Origin of the sequence: Sphingomonas sp. Leaf4 (assembly GCF_920939515.1) — a bacterium.
Taxonomy (GTDB): Bacteria; Pseudomonadota; Alphaproteobacteria; order Sphingomonadales; family Sphingomonadaceae; genus Sphingomonas.
In genome coordinates this window covers 15,199-32,640 of the sequence record NZ_CAKLBB010000013.1, presented here as the reverse complement: position 1 = coordinate 32,640, position 17,442 = coordinate 15,199, and the positions used below count along the sequence as shown (strand labels likewise).

The following is a 17,442-nucleotide window of genomic DNA, read 5'->3' as shown; positions in this document are numbered from 1 at the left end:
ACCCCCCCCTCCGATCAAGCTTCCGAGGCGGCCTTCTCGAACAGGCCAAGGCCTAGCGCTACGTCACGTATCCCTTCCTCGATCGACACTTGCGGCTGCCAGCCAAACGCTGTGCGCGCGGCGGTGATGTCCAGTATGATTTCGGGCGGGTCGAAGCCTCGGGCGGGTTCGTGGCGCAACGGCAGCCGCCGGCCGGTAACCATCTCGATCGTATCGACCAGCGCATTCAGCGAACAGCCGCTGCCCGATCCGCAATTGTAGACGCCGGGCACATCCTGTTCGACCGCCGCGAGTATCAGACGGGACATGTCGTCGACATGGACGAAATCGCGCACGATCGATCCGTCCCCCCAGATGGTCGCCGTTTCGCCTGTCGCCAGCAGGTTGAGGAAGGTTGTCACCGCCCCCAGCAGGCCGACCTTGCCCTGATCCACGCCATATGGGTTGGCCGGACGAAGGACGACAGGGCGCAAACCCCGGTTTTCGGCATACATGCCAAGGTATTTCTCGGATGCGACCTTGGTCACACCATAGGCGCTGATGGGATCGAGCGAATGATCTTCCGGGATCGGCATCATCCGTGGTCGTCCATACACCGCACCGCCCGAGGACAGGTAGACGATCCGCTGCAACCCGGCGGCATCCATCGCTTCGAGCAAGGCCACCAATGGCACCAGATTGTCGGTAATATCCCGTGCTGGATCTGCGTTGGCGGTAGCCGGTACGGTGGAGTAGGCACAATGGACGATCGCGTCGGCCGACCGCAGCAGATCAGTCGCGTTGGCAAGGTCGGCGGTGCCGCCCGACCAGAAATCGAACGCCATGCCGTGACGATGGCGCGGTGTTGGCATCAGATCGACCACGGTCACCCGGTGCCCGGCTCCGACCGCATGCTTGACGAAATGGCTGCCGATGAACCCGTTGCCGCCTAGAACAATGATATGCATCGCTATGCCGTTGGCCCCGCGCAGAATGTTTATCCTTCTCGCCACCCCGTACGGATACCGGCCATGACGGTGTCTGCGTTCCGCTTGGCAGAAGTATCATGGCCCACGTCGTAATCGCTTCGGCCCGTTACCCTGCGTCTGCTCTCGAACGACGGGTGTCGGCATTGTCCTGCGCACCTACGAGTTCGTTGCTCCTTGTCAATGGCATGGGCCACCGGCTTCATCCGGGATTGCCTCGTACGGTCGGATATCTTGCTCTAATTCGATGATAGCGCCAATGCAGTTGGCGTTAAGGGACGGGGACGACGACGTTGGTAGCATTTTTCGACATCGATACGCTTGCCGGCTATCGTCATTGCTATTTCGTGCTGCGCAGCGACCATGCCACCAAGCCGGGCGGAGATGTCGATCTCGCCCGGCAGATCGCCCGCAAGGCCGAGGCTGCGGGAGCGAATGTGTCCATCACCGGAGTGGCACAATTGCCCGCCAGGCTGGATGCACGCGATTTGATGTTCCTGTTCAATATCGATCGTCCCTATGACGCGGCCCTTGCGCTTGAACACGCACATCCCGACAGCCGCGTACTACTATATCCCCTCCACCATCCCGGGGCAGGAATCACCAAGTACCTTGCCAAAGTTAGCGGCCTTAAAGGTATGTTGGGGATGATTGCCGGCAGGCGGCCCGACCGGTACGAAGCCATGGTAGATGCGGCAAAAGCCGTTCGAACGCGCGATTTTCGTCGCCTCCGCGTAGCATTGCGACGTAGACAAACCATCGCCGATCTCATGATACGCTGCGAACTACTGATAACATCTACAGTCGAACTATCAGAGATCGCTACACAATTCGGCTCTCCGTCCCGCATGACATGGCTATTACCGCACCCAGTGGCGGACTATGTCGCTCCCAATGCGGTTGCGTTACCCCGCTATATTTTAGTCGCCGGGCGGATTGAGCCCCGCAAAAACCAACTTGCTGCTCTTCAAACGCTAGCCAAGATGAATTTACGCGACCGTGGTTATGAAATCGTGCTGGCCGGAGGCACCGGATCCGATATTTCCTACTTCCGGGAAACTATCGATTTTGCTTTGGAGAATGGCATTATCTATGTCAGCCAACTTCCTAAAAATCTGTTTTTTCCAGCAGTTTCTGGAGCATCACTACTTGTTAACGCAAGTTTTTTTGAAGTAACTTCATTGATTGACTTATATGCAATCGATAATGAAATTCCTCTTATCACCACTACTCATGGTTATTATACTAGCGTTCCCACACTGCGTCAGATTGATCCAGCGGCATGGGGCCAATTTCCTACGCAAGAATTATGTAAATCTGTCAATGCAATGCTAACATTGAACATTGATGCTAATTAATGCATAAATTCGCAAATTATAATAATATTTATTGAAATAATTACGATTTAATTTTTCAGATGATTTAAAACTTCATAGCCTGAATTTACCAAATCTTTTCAATAAATTCATTGTTCAATGAATATAAAATTCGAATACAAAGAGAGTATACGTTTTTAGCAAATGTGCCTTGACCGCCAGCAGTCTGGAGCTGTGAAGGGAAACAGACTGCTGGCGGACGATCAATGCGAGAAGCAGCTACTTAAGCCGCCGAACTCGTCACCGACCGCGGGTCAAAACCCTTCCCGGTTTGGGCTTCCTATGCAAGGCAATTCCAACCAGTTTCATTCACAGTCCATTCTATACAGATGCGGACTGGGGCTTGGCCCTCAACCGATTTTTGCAAGCCTTCCAAAAGAGCGCCCATTCCCGCTCCAATGCGGCTTTGCCCTCTGCCAAGGCCGGTAGGTCGACGCGCTGCATCTCAGTCGGGACGGAACGACGCGGCGCTTGGGGGGTCAGGCTCTGGCGGGCGCGGTCCAACTGATCCACGTCAACGTGCTAGTCAGCGTCGAACAAGCGACGCTGAAGTTGTGACACACTGCCGCCTTGCTGGCATCTGCGTCGAGCGCTGTGGTGAGCGCCTCGATCTTCTCTACGTCGATCATCGGCGGCTTGCCACCCTGCTGCCTTCGGCGTTTCGCCACGGCAAGTCCGGCCATCACCCGCTCGCGGGTCAGAGCGCGCTGGTACTGCGCCAGCTCACGGAAACCGCTTTAATGTGTCGTGCGCTGGTCAGAGCACCGCCGTTGGTGGAGCCAGGCTATGCCCCGCCAGCCACACGCGATCCTCAGCCATATCGCGCAGCCAATGGTCGAGCATGTCGCCCCATTTGACCGGGTTCTGCATCCGCGCCCATGCCGCCGCCGACCCGAGCGACAGCCGGGCATAAAGGTCGGGATCGCCGGCAAGGCGCAGGACGGCATCGGCGAGCGCGCCGACCTTCCCCGCCGGGAAGATCAGCGCGCTTTCGCCGTCGACCAGATGCCCGGCGAACATCGGATGGTCTGACGCGATCACCGGGGTGCGCGAGGCCAGCCCTTCGAACAGGGTCAGCGGCAGCCCTTCGGGAAAGCTGTGGCGACTGGGGACCACCACCGCATCGGCGGCGTGCATCATCGCCGGGACTTGGTGGTTGGGCACCAGTCCGACGAACCGCACCCGGTCCGCCACCCCCAGACGCCGGGCCAGCGCCTCGAAACGCGGTCGCGCGCCCGCCCCGACCAGTTCGAGGCGGACGTCGATCCGGTCGCGCAAGGCCGCGACCGCACGGATCAGATCGCCGACCCCCTTCCTGGTCGACAGTCCACCGACATAGAGCAAGCGGAACGTCTCGCCCGCCGGCCGATTTTTGGGGAGTTGGTCGGCGGGCGTGCGATGGTGCGGAAAGTCCCACGCCAGCACCTTGGCCGGGTGGACACCGAAATCGACGAGCGCCCGCGCGGCATTGCGGCCATGGTTCGCGACCAGCGTGACACCGGGATCGTTGAGCAGCGCCGGCAGGCGACGGAACCGCCACCAGCGGTCGTACAGTCCGGCGAAACTGTCGGCGAGCAGCACACCGAGATGGATACGCCGGGCAAGCCCCCAGCGGATCAGCGCCATCATCGGCCCGCACACGATCAGGTGCGTCGGATCGAACGCCTCGACCGCGCGCAGGACCGGTCCCGGATCGCGGTAGAAATCGGTCCCCGCGCCGATCACCGTCACCCCGCTCGGCAGAGTCTCGTGATAGGGCGGCGCCAGCCCGCACAGGAAGCCGACCGCCTCGGCCTGATCCCGGAACCGCTCGAGCTGGTCGAGGATATAGCCGTGGCCGTAATAGGTTTCCTCGCCCGTCAGTCGGCGCAGCCGGTCGGATTCACGGAAATCCCCGGCGAACTGCACGATCAGCAACCGCTTCATCGCATTCCCCCCAGCGGACTGCCCAGCGCCAGTTCCCAGCGCAGCGCCAGCAACACCGCGAACACCCCCGCCGCCATGCCGGCTGCCAGCAGGTCCTGTCGCCAGAAGTGCAGCCGGACGCGGTGGAGCCCGATCGCGACATAGCCATATTGGCACAACTCGGTAAGCGCGATCGCCGCTACCGCGCCGGGAAAGCCCCCCACCCGGTAACCGAGCGGCAGCAGCACCGCGAGCGTGCCGAGGCGCAACAGATTGGCGATGCTGGCGAAGAACGGGCGTCCGGCGCTCAGCAGCAGCGCGCCGTTGAGGTTGGAGAGGACCGCGAACACCGCGCCACCGAGCAAAACGCTCAGGATCCATCCCGCTTCGGCATAGCGCGGATCATAGATGGCGCGGATCACCAGATCGGCTCCCGCCGCGACTGCGGCCAGCCCGGCGCAGACCGACCAGACGAACAGTGCCCGGATATGCCCGATCCGCGCCAGTGCCTGGGGCCGATCGAGCGGCGCCACACCGGCCAGCGCGGGGAAGACGATCTGATAGCCCATGCGTCCGGCAAGGGTGGTCGGCACCTCGGCGATCGCGCGGGCGACGCCGTAAATGCCGAGCAGCGCCAGCGGCACGACCTGTCCCAGATACAGCCGGTCGAGGTTGCTCGCGGCATAGGTCGCCAGCGAAGTGATCGCGATCCATTTGCCGAAATGGACGATCCGCAGCACCGTGGTCCGCTCCAGTCGCCAGCGCTGTCCGGCATCGGGCAGCGTATAGCTCAGCGCCGAGCGGATCGCGACCGCGAGGACGAGGCCGATCGCCGGTGCCCAGACCGAGCGTAGCCACAGCGCCAGCCCCACCTGCACCGCGAACGCCGCCGCTTCGCAGGTCAGCTCGAACAGGTTGCGCCGCCGCACTTCCAGTTGCTTGACCAGCACGAAGATCGCGGTCGAATGTGCGCCGCCGATCGCAGGCGAAAGTGCCGCGAGCAGGAAGATGCGGGTGTCGATCCCATAGGCCGGCCCCAGCAGCGGCGCGGCGGCCAGAAAGATGCCGGTCAGCATCACCCCGCGCAGCAACTGCAGCGTCCAGGCGATGTCGCGGAATCGCCGGTCGAGCCCGTCGGGATGATGGACGATATTCTGCTCGATGCCGACGTCGCTCAGCAGCTCGATCCCGAGGCGGATGGCGTTGACCACCACCATCACCCCCAGCACCGACGGCGCCAGCAACCACGCGAGCACGATGTTGAGGCCGAACTTCAACCCCGCCGAGGCGACGAACGTCCCCATGGTCCACGCGAACTTGCCAAGATAGCCCTCGGCGGGGGAGGCCGCACCGGTCCTGTCGCTGTCGTCCCCCCTGTCCATGACGCGAGCCTTAGGGAGCAAATCGACCCCGGACAACGGCCGCCCCGAACGCCGGGGTTCGCCGATCGGCAAAGGTCGCCCGCTCCGACCGGACAGCGCTTCAGAACCCGTCGGCGATCACCGATAACCGGGCCGCGACCAGCGCGGTCGTGTCGCGCGTGACGCCGGCGTCGCGGGCGGCGGCGGTCCAGCCTGCCACTGCCGCCGTGACCCGGTCGACGATCGCGGCGACCTGTCGCGGCGGCACGCCATGCACCCTGGCGAGCCGGTCGACATGGCTGCGCGTCACGCTACGTCCTTCGCCTGAAACCGCCAGATAATGTTCGCCGCCCGGCCCGTCGGAAAAGGTCAGGTCATAGGCCGGGGCAAGCCGCCATTCGCCGCGATCGTCCATCAGATAGGCGTGCTGGCGCGTATGATCGTCGCGGTTGCCGGCCAGCACATTGAAGATCATCCGGCGAAACGCCTCGACCACATCGGCGTCGTTGCGGGTGATCGCCCGCGTCGCGCGCAGGAACAGGTCATAGTCGACCGCGCCCGCGATGTGCGGCGGTGCTTCGATCACACCGGCGAGCGACGCCATATGTATCCGCCGCCCCCCACCCGGTCGGTCGAAGCGCCGCGTCGCGAACCAGCCCGGGCCGCTTGCCGCCAGGATAAGGCGCGTCTCCGCCATCGTTACCCCGGCGGCGGTCGCCATCGTGGCATAGGCGAGTTCCAGCGGACCGATGTCGGCCGGATCGGCGGCGGCAGGAAATTTGACGATCCATGCGGCGTGATCGGCGGGCAGTTCGCCATCGCCCGCACTAATCGTACCATCGCTGCCGAAGCCGACATGGACTTTGGGTCGGGCACCGCCCGACGCCCCGCCCAGATCGGCGAGCAGGTCGCTCAACCCCTCGCCCCGCCCTTGCAGGATCGCGCGCGATTCGGCGGCAAGCATGTCAAGATCGATGGCGTGATCGTCGGGTGGCGGAGTAGTCGCCGGCGCGAAGGTCAACGCGCCACGGCCATGATCGCCGACCAGCGCCAGTCGGTCGAGCGGCGACAGGCTTCCGAGATCGATCCCCATCCGATACAGGCGGCGTCGCATCAGCAGCGCACCCCAGCCTTCGGGCAGGCTATCGGCCAGGAAGCCGTGCAACCCGTCGAACCCGGCGGCGCGCGCACCATGCAGTCCCGGCTCGGGCGGATAATAGAGCGGCGAGACGCGCAGCCCCGCCGCCACGACCGTCGCATCCCATTCGAGCTGCGCGCGGCGGTCAGCGAAGGCGACGCGCGCGACCGGTCCTTGCCCATGGAGCGACAATGCGAGCGGGTGTCCCGGTGTCAGCTTCATCTTGCGGTGCCCGTTTGCTGACGGAGCAGGGCGTCGATGCTGGTCGCCGCTGGCAGCGGGAACAGCGCGGCAAGCGTATCCTCGCAGCGCAGCGCCAGCGCCGCACGGACCAGATCGTCGATCGACGCCCGGCCCTCCGTCTCCATCCGCCGCCACGTCCGGTGCGCGACCCCGGCCCGCCTGGCGCTTTCGACCTGGGTCCAGCCCATCGCCTTGCGCCGCGCGCGGATCGCCGCACCAATCGTCATCGCCAGTTCGGTGGGGGTGTGCAGCATGGGCCTTATATGGCCGATATTGGCATAAATAGAAATATATTGGCCATATACGGCCGATATTTCGATTTGTGGTCCGCGCCACCACGTCCCCGCGGGCAACGCCTGACACGCCCGACATGAACTGATACACCCTCGCCCATGTTCGCGCAGTTCCTGACGCCGGCCTATCTGCCCTTCGCCGTGACGTTCGCCGTCATGATCGGCATCGGCCTGATCGAAGCGGTCGGGCTGGGGCTGGGCCAGCTCGATCTCGATACCGGGGTCGGAGCCGATGCCGACGGGGCGGGCGGGGTGCTCGACTGGCTGGGGCTGGGCGGGGAGCTGCCGATCCTGATCTGGCTGACGTCGCTGCTCGGCTGCGTCACCATCGCCGGCATCGCGCTCCAGCAGGGGGCGACAGCGCTGACCGGTGCGCCGCTCGCGTGGGGCTGGGCGCTGGCAGGGGCGCTGGTCGCGGGCGCGCTACTCAACACGCTGGCGGCGAATGGCCTCGCGCGGGTCATGCCCGGGTATGAGACGACAGTGATCCATATCGACGAACTGCTGCGCGGGCACGGCACCATCCTTGAAGGGACGGCGCGGCGCGGCATGCCGGCCCGCGCCAAGGTGATCGATCGCCACGGGCAGGCGCATGTCGTCATGGTCGAGCCGCACGACGACGGCGATGCGATCGCGGCGGGCGAAACCGCGCTGCTGGTCCGGCGCGAGGGCAAAATCTTCTTCGCGCTGCCCGACAGGGGATCGATCTTCACGCCGCTCTAGGTCAGGATAAGGCACGCCAGGGGGGATCGACGTGCCGGAATCGCTTGTAACCATTTTGATCTATGCGGGAATCGTCCTTCTCGCCTTCATCGTGATTGGCATCGTGCTGACCCGGCTGTATCGCCGCGCGACGAAGGACGTGGCGCTGATCCGCACTGGGTTCGGCGGCGAAAAGGTCGTGCTGAATGGCGGCATCATGGTGTTTCCGGTGCTGCACGAACTGATGCAGGTCCGGCTGACGACGGTGAAGCTGGAGGTGTCGCGGCTCAACAAGGACGCGCTCATCACCCTCGACAAGCTCAGGGTCGATGTCGTCGGGCTGTTCCATATCAAGGTGAAACCCGACGCGGAATCGATTGCCGCCGCCGCGCAGACGCTGGGCGATTCGGTCAACAGCGGCGATGCGGTCAAATCGCTGCTCGACGGCAAGCTTGTCTCGGCGTTGCGGTCGGTCGCGGCGACAATGACGATGGAGCATCTCCACGCCAACCGCGCCGACTTCATCCAGAAGGTGCAGGAAGCGCTGATGACCGACCTCGACATGAACGGGTTTCATCTGGAATCGGTCAGCATCACCCATTTCGATCAAACCGCGTTCGAACATTTTAACGAAAACAATGCGTTCGATGCCGAAGGCCTGACCGTGCTGACCCGCACGATCGAGGAGCGCAAGAAGATCCGCAACGACATCGTCGCGACCAACCGCGTCGCGATCGAGCAGCGCAACCTCGAGGCGAACAACCAGTCGCTGGAAATCGCGCAGGCGGCCGAACAGGCAAGGCTGGTGCAGGAGCAGACGCTGGCGGCACGGCGCGCCGAACAGACGACAGCGATCGCCACCGCCGAGGCCGAGCAGACCCGCCTCGCCGAAATCGCGCGGATCACCGCGACCCAGGCGCAGACCGTCGCCCAGACCGAAGCCGACAAGATCATCAAGACCGCGACGATCGCGCGCGACGGCGCGATCCAGACCGCGACGATCGAACGCGACCGCACGATCGAGATCGCGCGGATCACCACGGCGGTGCAGACCGCACAGAAGTCCGAGGAGGAATCAACCGCGACCGCCGCCGCCAACGAGGCGCGTGCGCTGGCGGTGCGCGCCGAGGAGAGCGTCGCCACCGCCAAGGCGACCGAAATCGCGAACCGCAACAAGAGCGTCGCGGTCATCGCCGCGACCCAGCGCGCGCAGGAAGAGGCGGTGCAGATCACCGTCGCCGCAACCGCCGAAAAGGAAGCCGCCGAAGCCCGCGCCAGCGCGCTGCGCACCGAGGCGATCGCCGAGGCCGAGGCCGAAAAGGCCCGCGCCGAGGGCCGCGAGGCGGCGTTCAAGGTCGACGCCGCAGGACAGGCGGCGCTCAACGAGGCAACCAACATCCTCAACGAAGCGCAGACCGCGCTACTGGTGCGCCGGGCGATGCTCGACGCGCTGCCCGCGATCCTCGCGGCGGCGGGCAAGCCGATCGAGAACATAGACCGGATCAGCATCGTCGACGCGCGCGGCCTGCATGGCGACGGTGGTGGGAGCGATGGCGCCGCCGAGGGGGCTCCGGGCAATCTCGCCGACGCGGCGGTTGCCGCCGCGATGCGCTACCGCGTCGGCGGGCCGCTGATCGACGGGCTGATGGCCGAACTCGGTATGGTTGGCGGATCGCTGAACGGCATGCTGGCAGGCAGCGGTGCCGCATCGACCAGCGCATCGCGCGATGCGCGGTCCGGCATGAGGGAGACCGGTTCGCCGACGGGTGACGGGGCGGGTTGATAGGCCGGAATTGCGGACCGACACCCGATCGCCGCCGGCATCCCGAACCACGTTGAGGCGTTTGGTGCTCTCGACTTGGATTCAGCCCATCGCCTTACCCTGCGCGCGGATAGCGGCGCCGATCTTTGGCGTCGGTTCGCGGGGCTTGCAAAGTATTGGCCGTCTACTCGGCAGGCACCTTTGACGATTGGGCAAGCTTGGCCCGGTGCAGCGCGGTCACGCGCTTGACCTGCGCGATGCTGCACGCCGCCAGTTCGGCAGTTCGGGCGATGCTCATGCCAGCCTCGCGCAAGGCGATGATACGGCGGTGGTGGGCGAGGTCGGGCTTGCGCCCCGTGTAGCGGCCGGCACGCTTGCCCCGGATCGTGGCGACAAGCAGCTCGGCCTCGGGCAGCGGCAAGCGGCTGATCCGGTCGATCTTCTCGGCGATCACCACCTCTCCCGGTTGCAGGTCGTCGACCATCCGCAACAGCTCAGGCCGGTCGGCGCGCGCACCCGACGCCTTTTCGCGATATACCGCCGCGACATAGAACCCCGCCGCCCGCGCGCCTGCGACAATCGCTTCCTGCCGTGCCAGATCCTGCTGGTCGGTACTGACACGCAGATAGACGCGCGCTGCCCGGATCATTTCGCTTTGCTGCTCGCCCATCGTTACTTGGCTTTCTTGGGTATGCCTTGACCGCATCACTGCAGGCATTCACCTCGGGCATGGCATAATCGAACTCGAGGGCGATCGCCGGCAGCACCGCCTTGATCGACCAGTGGCCGCGCTGGTCATGGTGATACCAATGGTCGCTCGCGACAGGCAGCAGGTCGACAATCCGGTCGGCAAGGCGATAGAGCACCCCGGCAAGATCGGGAAAGCGGCGGGCGAGCTGTTCGATCACGCCGCGCTCGAACATTGCATGCCACGCTATCACCGCACTTGGCGCGGGCAGTGCTGCCAATGCCTCAGCGCAGGCAGGGCACGGATTCTCACCGTCCAGCGAGAGGAACTTGCTGCGCTCGACATGGCCGTCGGCCGCCTCGACATCGGCGACGAACTGGAACAGCACCTGTTCATAGGGACGCGCGCGCGCCCAGACCGGCAAGGCATGCGCGACCGTCTCGAAATTAAGCCAGATGCGCGGCTGACTTCAGTCGCGCGTCGCGCCGGCGATGCCTACGAGATCGTGTTCGGCGACCCCGGTGATGCTCGCGCGCTGTATGCGGCGATCGGTGTCGCAGCGTAGTTCGGCCGGCGGAACGAAGGTCAGATCGTCCAGCCCCTGCTCGGCAAAGCGCTTGCCGGCACCGCGCGGCAGGGCCCCTGTACATTATTGGGCCACGGATTCACGGTAGTGGCTTGGTGAGCAGCGGCATGAAGCCATCGGCGTCGAGTTCGGGATTTTCGGCCCAGACGTAATCGCCGGTGAGATTGATACGGTCCCAGCCCAAGGGCGAAAGGCTTGCCAGCATGGCCTGATCGACCGGAACACCGCGATGCCGCATATCCTCGACCACGCGGCCGAGATAGCGACAATTGAACAGGATGATGGCGGCGGTGACGAGGTTGAGGGCTGCGGCGCGGGTCTGCTGGTTCTCGAGGCCGCGGTCGCGGAATCGGCCGAGGCGGTGGAAGGCGACGGCACGGGCAAGGCTGTTGCGCGCTTCGCCCTTGTTCAGTTCGGCGGTGACGGTACGCCGCAGGTCGGCGTCCTCAAACCAGCGCAGGGTGAACAGGGTACGTTCGATCCGCCCGATCTCGCGCAGGGCCGCGGCAAGCCCGCCTTGCTGACGCTGGGCGGAGAGTTTGCCGAGGATCAGCGACGGTGTGACCGTGCGGTTCCGGATCGCGCCAATGACCTCGGCGATCTCCGGCCAGTGGGGAACGATGCGATCGCGGTCGAGCCGGCGGCCGAACAGCGGCGCCAGCCTGCCATAGTGGCGTGCCGGCTCGAAGGCGTAGAGGCGGCGATCCGACAGGCGCGGGATACGCGGCTCGAAATCCAGCCCGAGCAGACGGCTGACCGCGAACACGATGTCGGACACGCCGCCTCCATCGACATGGAGCGTGGCGGGATCGACTCCTGCCGCATGACCATGGATGCCGTCGAGCGCGTGGATCGCCTCGCCGGGACCGCCCAGGGGAAATGCCTGCCCGTCGGCGGACGCGCGACGTCCCTGTCCGAACCAGACGGCAAGCGGCTCGGCATGGATGGCGTCGGTCAGGCAGGCGAGTGCGGCGCGGAACGTCTCCTCGCGCATATGCCATGTCTGCATCCGCAAAAGGGTCCGACGTGACCCAGCGCCGCAGACCTCGGCCATGCGCGACAGGCCGAGATTGGTCGCCTCGGCGATCAACGTGGCGAGAAAGGCGCGGTCATCACCGGGCGGTAGTCCGGTCGAGACATGGCTGAAATGATGGGTGAAGCCGGTCCAGCGATCGACCTGCGACAGAAGGTCGGTGATACGGGTGGCGGGCAGCCTGGCGTAACAGGCAAGCGCGAAGCGGCGCCCGCCATCGCGGTCGGTATCGTCCGATAGCTCCTTGGGGAAGCGCAGCCGGTCGCCTTCGAAAAATACGGCGTCGCGCTGGCCAAGGTTGCGCTCGACCGCGAGGAGGGCCGTGTCGAGCCGGTTCGCGCGTTCATCGAGCCAGGCATGCGCATCACCGGGCAGGATCGCCGGCCTGGGCAGGACGCCCGGTGCCGGTGCGAGCAATACGCCCAGCGCGCGATGTACTTTTGCGGTCGGAACCCAGATATCGCTCGACGCCAACGCGCCCGCGAGCGCCTCGTAGGTCGCCATTTCCCAGGATGTCCGGTCGATCGCACCGGCATGTCCGACATGACGCCGCCAGCGCCGTTCGACATGACCGAGCGGCATGTCGTCCGGCAGCGACCTGCGCCAGTCGCCGTCGAGGTCGACGAGGATCGTCATCGCCGCTCGCAGGCTCTGCGTATGCACCCGTCCGTGAAAGTCGAACGCACGCAGGAACGCCGGACCACTCCGCTTGAAGGCGCGGTATTCCGGCGCGATCTCGCCCAATACGTCGTCGCGGTGCGACGATGCGGTGCGCCGGATGATCGCGGCATCGGCATCGAGCGTGTCGAGCGTGGCGATCCGGCTGACGGCCGCGCCCACATCCTCGCCAGCGCGTGCCGCCCTCGCCACCGTCTCGAGCAAGACCGCGACGCGGAGCAGGCGTTCACGCCCTTCCCGGTTCGACACGGCGACCCGTTGCTCGAGCCGCTTGCGCGCCCGCAGGCGGGCCCGACCGACCAGTGCGCCGAAAATGGTGATCGCCGCGTCGGTGAGCGTCGCCTCCATCTCGCGCAAGGTGGCGAGCAGCACGGTCCTGCGACGGGCGGGTCGCATCTGCTGGAAGGCCTGCGCGGTGTAGCGGACGCCCTCGCGCGCGAATTGCGCAAGGCGCGGTTCATGGGCCGGATCAACCGGATGCACCGATACGCCCGTCCAGCGGATCAGTGTCACCTTCTCGACGATCGCGTCGAGCGATGCCGGGGCGACCCGCGGTTGGGGTTCGCGCAGCCAGGACAGGCGGCTCTGCCGGTCATGCACTTTGCCGTCGACCAGCGTGTCGAGCCGACGACGCATTTCGGCATCGAGGCTGCGATCGACTGCGGTGATGAGATCGGTTTCGGCGCGGTGCATCGCCTCGGCCGCCATCCGCTCGACGACGCTGATGCCGGGAATGACGATGCGCTCCGAGCGCATCTTCTCCAGCAGCCGGTCGAGGAGATAGCATCCGTCGGTGAGTGGCATTGCGGTTTGTCCGAGCCAGGTCATCAGATCGGCTCGGACCGGGCGGCTGAGGTCGCGGAATCCGAAGCGTGCCTTGATCGTGGCGAGCTGGTCGTAGCGGGTGGGCGTGCGCCTCGCGAAGTCAGCGATGACGTCCGCCTCCACGCCGATCTGTTCGGCGATATGGTCGAGCATGATCGCCGGCAGCAGTTCGCCTGCGCGCAGGTGGCGCCCCGGATAGCGCAGGCAGCACAGTTGCAGCGCATAGCCGAGCCGGGTGGCCGGTGTCCGCGCGGTGCCGATCGCGTCCAGATCGCTGGCGTCGAGGCTATGATATCGCACTACCATTGCCTCGGTGTCGGGCAGCGCCAGCAGTGCGGTGCGCTGACGCCCGGTCATCGGAATGCGTGCGGGCATGTTCCATCCTCCAGAAACCGCTTGCCTTTCGGATGCTTGGTGAAAGAGGATTGTGAAAGGCGGAAGGCAGCGGAAATCCGTGGCGGCCGATCGGGCCTCCGGATACGGCCGTTTGGGAAAGGCGCGCGCTTGGACACCATACCCTATCTGATCGGCTATGCTCGCGTGTCGAAGGGCGAAGAACAGTCCAACGTCGCGCAGGCTCGCGCGTTGGATGCAGCCGGTTGCCGGCGCGTGTTCGAGGAAACTGCCAGCGGCGGGCGGTGGGATCGGCCGAAGCTTCACGAGATGATCGCGCAGTTGCGCGCGGGTGACGTGATCGTCGTCTGGAAGCTCGACCGGCTATCGCGCAGCCTGAAGGATCTGCTTCATATCATGGACCGGATCGAGGCGGCGGGCGCGGGTTTCCGCTCGCTCACCGAGGCGATCGACACCACCACGGCCGCAGGCCGCATGATGATGCAAATGGTCGGCAGCTTCGCCGAATTCGAACGCGCGATGATCCGCGAGCGCACCAGCGCGGGTCTGGCGCAAGCGCGCGCCGAGGGCCGGATCGGTGGACGCCGGCGCAAGCTGGCCGACAAACAGCGCCGCGAGATCGCCGAATCCGTCACCTCGGGCCGCAAGTCCGGTGCCGAGATGGCCCGGCTTTACGGCGTCAGCGAACCCACCGTCTCGCGCATCGTCGCGGCCTGGCGCCAGCAGCAGGGAGAAGCGGCATGAAGCGGGGCCACGACCTGTCCGGTCTGATGAAGTTCGCCACCTCGCCGGCCTGGGCCGACCATCTGGGCGAGGCACTCGGCGATCATCTCGAACTTGCAATGGACGAGTTCGACTTCGGTTACGAAGACCTCGCCGATATCGTCGGCGACCATTGGGCGGGCGTGCTGTGGGGCTGCGCGTTCGAGGATTTGCTGACGCGTGACCTCGAACCTGATGGCCGCAACATCGTCGACGACTATATCAAACGCCGGGGCTGGAACGAGAGCGGCCCCGCCAAGGCCTATATGCGTGCGCTCCGATCGTCGGTGATGAGCCTGTACGAAGTCAGCGAGGTAGAGACCGGCAGCGGGTTCCTCGTGCGCGACCTGATCCGGGGCGGCGAGCCGGTGCGCGTGTCCGAGCGCAGCGCTTCACAGACGCTGAAGCAATGGGACAGGATCGGTGCCCGCGTCGTCGAGATCGGCGGCAGGCATCTCCTGTCGGGCGGGCTGCTGTCGTTCCCGATGGAGGCGGCCGACGATCTGGTGCGCGGGCTTCGCCGGGCAGAAGGAAAGCGCAGTCCGCACACCCCGCTTGTGCTCGACGATGACAAGCTGCGCGCGCTGCCCGTCTTGATCACCACCGCCTGGCTGTTCGACATCGTTCCCAGAACCATGGAGCCGGCGGGTATCCCGGTGCTGCACAACAGTGACGGCGAGGAAGTGGTGTTCCACCGCGTCCGCTTTCCCTTCGCCCGGGGCGCCACCCACGCCCTGATCGGCGAGCGGCTCGATACGGTGGCCGCGCTCCAGCGCGAAACCAGCCACGTCTGGAACTGGCTGGGCGACCAGCCCGGCAAGGCCGCGAGAGGTACGGGCAAGATGCGTTGGGGCGTGACGATGGCCGATGGCACACCCGTGCTCGGCAACATCGAGCTGAAGGGCCGCGCGCTGATCCTCGCCGTCACCTCAGGCGAACGCGCGGCGCGCGGCACCGCCCTGATCGCCGATGCGCTCACCGGCCTGGTCGGCACCCCGCTCACCACGATCGAGACGGTCGAACAGGCCATGGCGGCGCGGGCGGAAGGGCTGACCGCATCCGAACCCGCCCCGAGTGTTCCGCCGGAGGTCGCGATCCCACTCGTCCACGCCATGCTCGACCGCCAGTACCGCGCCACCCTCGACGAACCGGTCGGCATGCTCGGCGACGTCACCCCACGCGCGGCCGCCAAAACCGCGGCCGGCTGCGACCGACTGACGACATGGCTCAAGCACCTCGAAAACCGCAGCGGCGCAAAGCCCGACCCGAACGACCCGATGGCAACCTACGACTTCACCTGGATCTGGCGCGAACTCGGTATCGAAAACCTGCGGAAATAGCTCCGTCGTAACCCACCGTGCTGCCTACCGTGAATCCACGTCCCAATAATGTACGCTGGCCGGCAGGATCGTGACCGGTCAGTCGGGGCCCGGCGGCAGCGCCGCATGGCAATGTGCGCTAAAAGCGTAGGAATGCGGCGAGCGGTAATGATCGCCAGTCGTAGGGTGCGGTTCGCTGCCTGCGAGCATCGCCTGCGCGGCGTTCAGTAGCCGAAAAGCGCCATCACAGCCTTATGTGTTTAGTCCCGGCATCTGGTGGATCGGGTCGAGAACGAACCGATCTGGCTCCAACGTCCAGATCTTGGCAATGTATTTGTAGGGCATGAGACCGCTGAGCGTCTTGAGCCTGCTAGCAAAGTTGTAAGCGGCCATGAAGTCGGCAAGGTGCGTCCGCAACTGGTCGTGGCCCTCGTAGTGGAAGCGTTTGGCGGTCGCTTCCTTGATGGTCCGGTTCATCCGCTCGAGCTGGCCGCTCGTCCAGGGATGGTTCGGTTTGGCGAGCCGGTGCTCAATGTCGTTTGCCTCGCAGATCATGTCGAAGCGCATCTGTTGTGACCAGGCGGTGTTCCGGTTGCGGGACTGCTCAGCGAACTGGGTACCGTTATCGGTCAGGATCGTGTGTATCCGGTACGGCACGGCCTTCAGCAAGTTTTCTAGGAATTCCCATGCTGTCCGTCGATCAGCCTTGTCGACCAGTTGGGTGACCGCAAACTTGCTGGTGCAATCAATGCCAACGAATAAGTAGAGCTTGCCTTCGGCAGTCTGCACCTCGGCGATATCGATGTGAAAAAATCGATCGGATAGCGTTTGAAGCGTTGCCGCTTTGGTTTATCGCCCTCGATGTCCGGCAAGCGGGATATGCCATGCCGCTGCAGACAACGACGCAATGCTGATCGTGTCAGATGGTTGCAGGGCATAAAGGCAGTCGTCCAACGACAGTAGCGTATGCCGACGGAACGCTACCACCATCGCCTCTTCGGCCTCGGACAAAGTCGTTGAATGAGGGGCCTTCGGCCCGGTGTTCAAATCCTCGACCGTCGCCCGCTTTCGCCACTTCGCGACCGTCTTCGGGTTGATCCCCAGCTCACGGCTTAGCGTCGCGAGCGAAGCTTGCGATCACTGTATTGCTGCTCGGACGGCGTGCGTGGTCGTGGCGCCCCCGTGACGTACCTGTCCCATACGGCTTCCTTCCATTCCAGCGAAAGGATCGCACTATCAAACCGTGGGATCAAACATCTAGCAGCACTTACTGTAAACCTGTACAAGCAAAGTGGCGGATGATAACATCGTAAACAACAAAAATTGCCGCCTCTAGGCAACATTGGACTCTCCTAAAGACGGTCCCGTACCGGCTCGCCCAGGACATGGTCCGAGGTTTGGGGCGATTGGTCGGGAATGTGTGGGGGGGAGCGCGATTGTAGGGAAACGAAT

Annotated in this window: 14 protein-coding genes and 2 pseudogenes; 6 read left to right on the top strand and 10 right to left on the bottom strand. The window is 64.7% G+C overall.

All coding sequences use genetic code 11. The features are described 5' to 3' along the window. Positions 1-14: 14 nt before the first annotated feature. Entirely contained in the window at positions 15-992 is a 978-nt protein-coding gene (locus LRA89_RS17340; protein WP_230772221.1) for an NAD-dependent epimerase/dehydratase family protein, read from the bottom strand. Between the two features lie 266 nt (positions 993-1,258). On the opposite strand from LRA89_RS17340, the gene LRA89_RS17335 reads away from it, so the two are divergent. Beyond that, positions 1,259-2,323, top strand: coding sequence for a hypothetical protein (locus LRA89_RS17335; RefSeq protein ID WP_230772219.1), 1,065 nt, complete (start codon positions 1,259-1,261; stop codon positions 2,321-2,323). 497 nt (positions 2,324-2,820) lie between these two features. On the opposite strand, the gene LRA89_RS17330 is transcribed toward LRA89_RS17335, so the two are convergent. The 5 genes from LRA89_RS17330 to LRA89_RS17310 all read right to left on the bottom strand — a co-directional run bounded on the left by LRA89_RS17330 (position 2,821) and on the right by LRA89_RS17310 (position 7,242). Beyond that, a complete protein-coding gene (locus tag LRA89_RS17330; protein ID WP_230772217.1) occupies positions 2,821-3,024 on the bottom strand; it encodes a hypothetical protein in 204 nt (67 codons plus the stop codon). A gap of 73 nt (positions 3,025-3,097) precedes the next feature. Continuing rightward, on the bottom strand, positions 3,098-4,267 hold the full coding sequence (locus LRA89_RS17325; RefSeq protein WP_230772215.1) for a glycosyltransferase family 4 protein: 1,170 nt from the start codon (positions 4,265-4,267) through the stop codon (positions 3,098-3,100). Further along, a complete protein-coding gene (locus LRA89_RS17320; protein ID WP_230772213.1) occupies positions 4,264-5,628 on the bottom strand; it encodes an oligosaccharide flippase family protein in 1,365 nt (454 codons plus the stop codon). The genes LRA89_RS17325 and LRA89_RS17320 overlap by 4 nt, the downstream gene beginning before the upstream one ends. 100 nt (positions 5,629-5,728) lie before the next feature. Further along, a complete protein-coding gene (locus LRA89_RS17315; protein ID WP_230772211.1) occupies positions 5,729-6,967 on the bottom strand; it encodes a type II toxin-antitoxin system HipA family toxin in 1,239 nt (412 codons plus the stop codon). Continuing rightward, the gene (locus LRA89_RS17310) at positions 6,964-7,242 is read right to left on the bottom strand and encodes a helix-turn-helix domain-containing protein (RefSeq protein ID WP_230772209.1); all 279 of its coding nucleotides are present in this window, start codon (positions 7,240-7,242) and stop codon (positions 6,964-6,966) included. The genes LRA89_RS17315 and LRA89_RS17310 overlap by 4 nt, the downstream gene beginning before the upstream one ends. 138 nt (positions 7,243-7,380) lie before the next feature. Between LRA89_RS17310 and LRA89_RS17305 the strand changes: the two genes are divergently transcribed. Continuing rightward, positions 7,381-8,004: an OB-fold-containig protein gene (locus tag LRA89_RS17305; RefSeq protein ID WP_230772208.1), complete on the top strand. Its 624-nt coding sequence runs from the start codon at positions 7,381-7,383 to the stop codon at positions 8,002-8,004. Between the two features lie 31 nt (positions 8,005-8,035). Beyond that, positions 8,036-9,766 (top strand): flotillin family protein, encoded by a 1,731-nt coding sequence (locus LRA89_RS17300; protein WP_230772207.1) that lies wholly within the window; start codon positions 8,036-8,038, stop codon positions 9,764-9,766. A gap of 163 nt (positions 9,767-9,929) precedes the next feature. Here LRA89_RS17300 and LRA89_RS17295 read toward each other — a convergent pair whose 3' ends face one another. Beyond that, the gene (locus LRA89_RS17295) at positions 9,930-10,394 is read right to left on the bottom strand and encodes a recombinase family protein (protein WP_443025008.1); all 465 of its coding nucleotides are present in this window, start codon (positions 10,392-10,394) and stop codon (positions 9,930-9,932) included. 187 nt (positions 10,395-10,581) lie between these two features. Next, positions 10,582-10,857, bottom strand: a pseudogene (locus tag LRA89_RS20655) (DUF2779 domain-containing protein); the annotation flags it as partial. Positions 10,858-10,860: 3 nt separating this feature from the next. On the opposite strand from LRA89_RS20655, the gene LRA89_RS20650 reads away from it, so the two are divergent. Continuing rightward, entirely contained in the window at positions 10,861-10,998 is a 138-nt protein-coding gene (locus tag LRA89_RS20650; RefSeq protein WP_443025007.1) for a hypothetical protein, read from the top strand. Between the two features lie 100 nt (positions 10,999-11,098). Here the strand turns inward: LRA89_RS20650 and LRA89_RS17285 are convergent, their stop codons facing one another. Next, complete coding sequence (locus tag LRA89_RS17285; protein ID WP_230772204.1) at positions 11,099-13,930, bottom strand: Tn3 family transposase; 2,832 nt, start codon at positions 13,928-13,930, stop codon at positions 11,099-11,101. 129 nt (positions 13,931-14,059) lie between these two features. On the opposite strand from LRA89_RS17285, the gene LRA89_RS17280 reads away from it, so the two are divergent. After that, entirely contained in the window at positions 14,060-14,653 is a 594-nt protein-coding gene (locus tag LRA89_RS17280; protein ID WP_230772203.1) for a recombinase family protein, read from the top strand. Continuing rightward, positions 14,650-16,011 carry a hypothetical protein gene (locus LRA89_RS17275; protein WP_230772202.1) on the top strand — a complete coding sequence of 454 codons (1,362 nt, stop codon included), beginning with the start codon at positions 14,650-14,652 and terminating at the stop codon, positions 16,009-16,011. Before LRA89_RS17280 ends, LRA89_RS17275 begins: the two co-directional genes overlap by 4 nt. Positions 16,012-16,242: 231 nt before the next feature. Here the strand turns inward: LRA89_RS17275 and LRA89_RS17270 are convergent. Then, a pseudogene (locus LRA89_RS17270) lies at positions 16,243-17,190 on the bottom strand (IS481 family transposase). Positions 17,191-17,442: the final 252 nt, after the last annotated feature.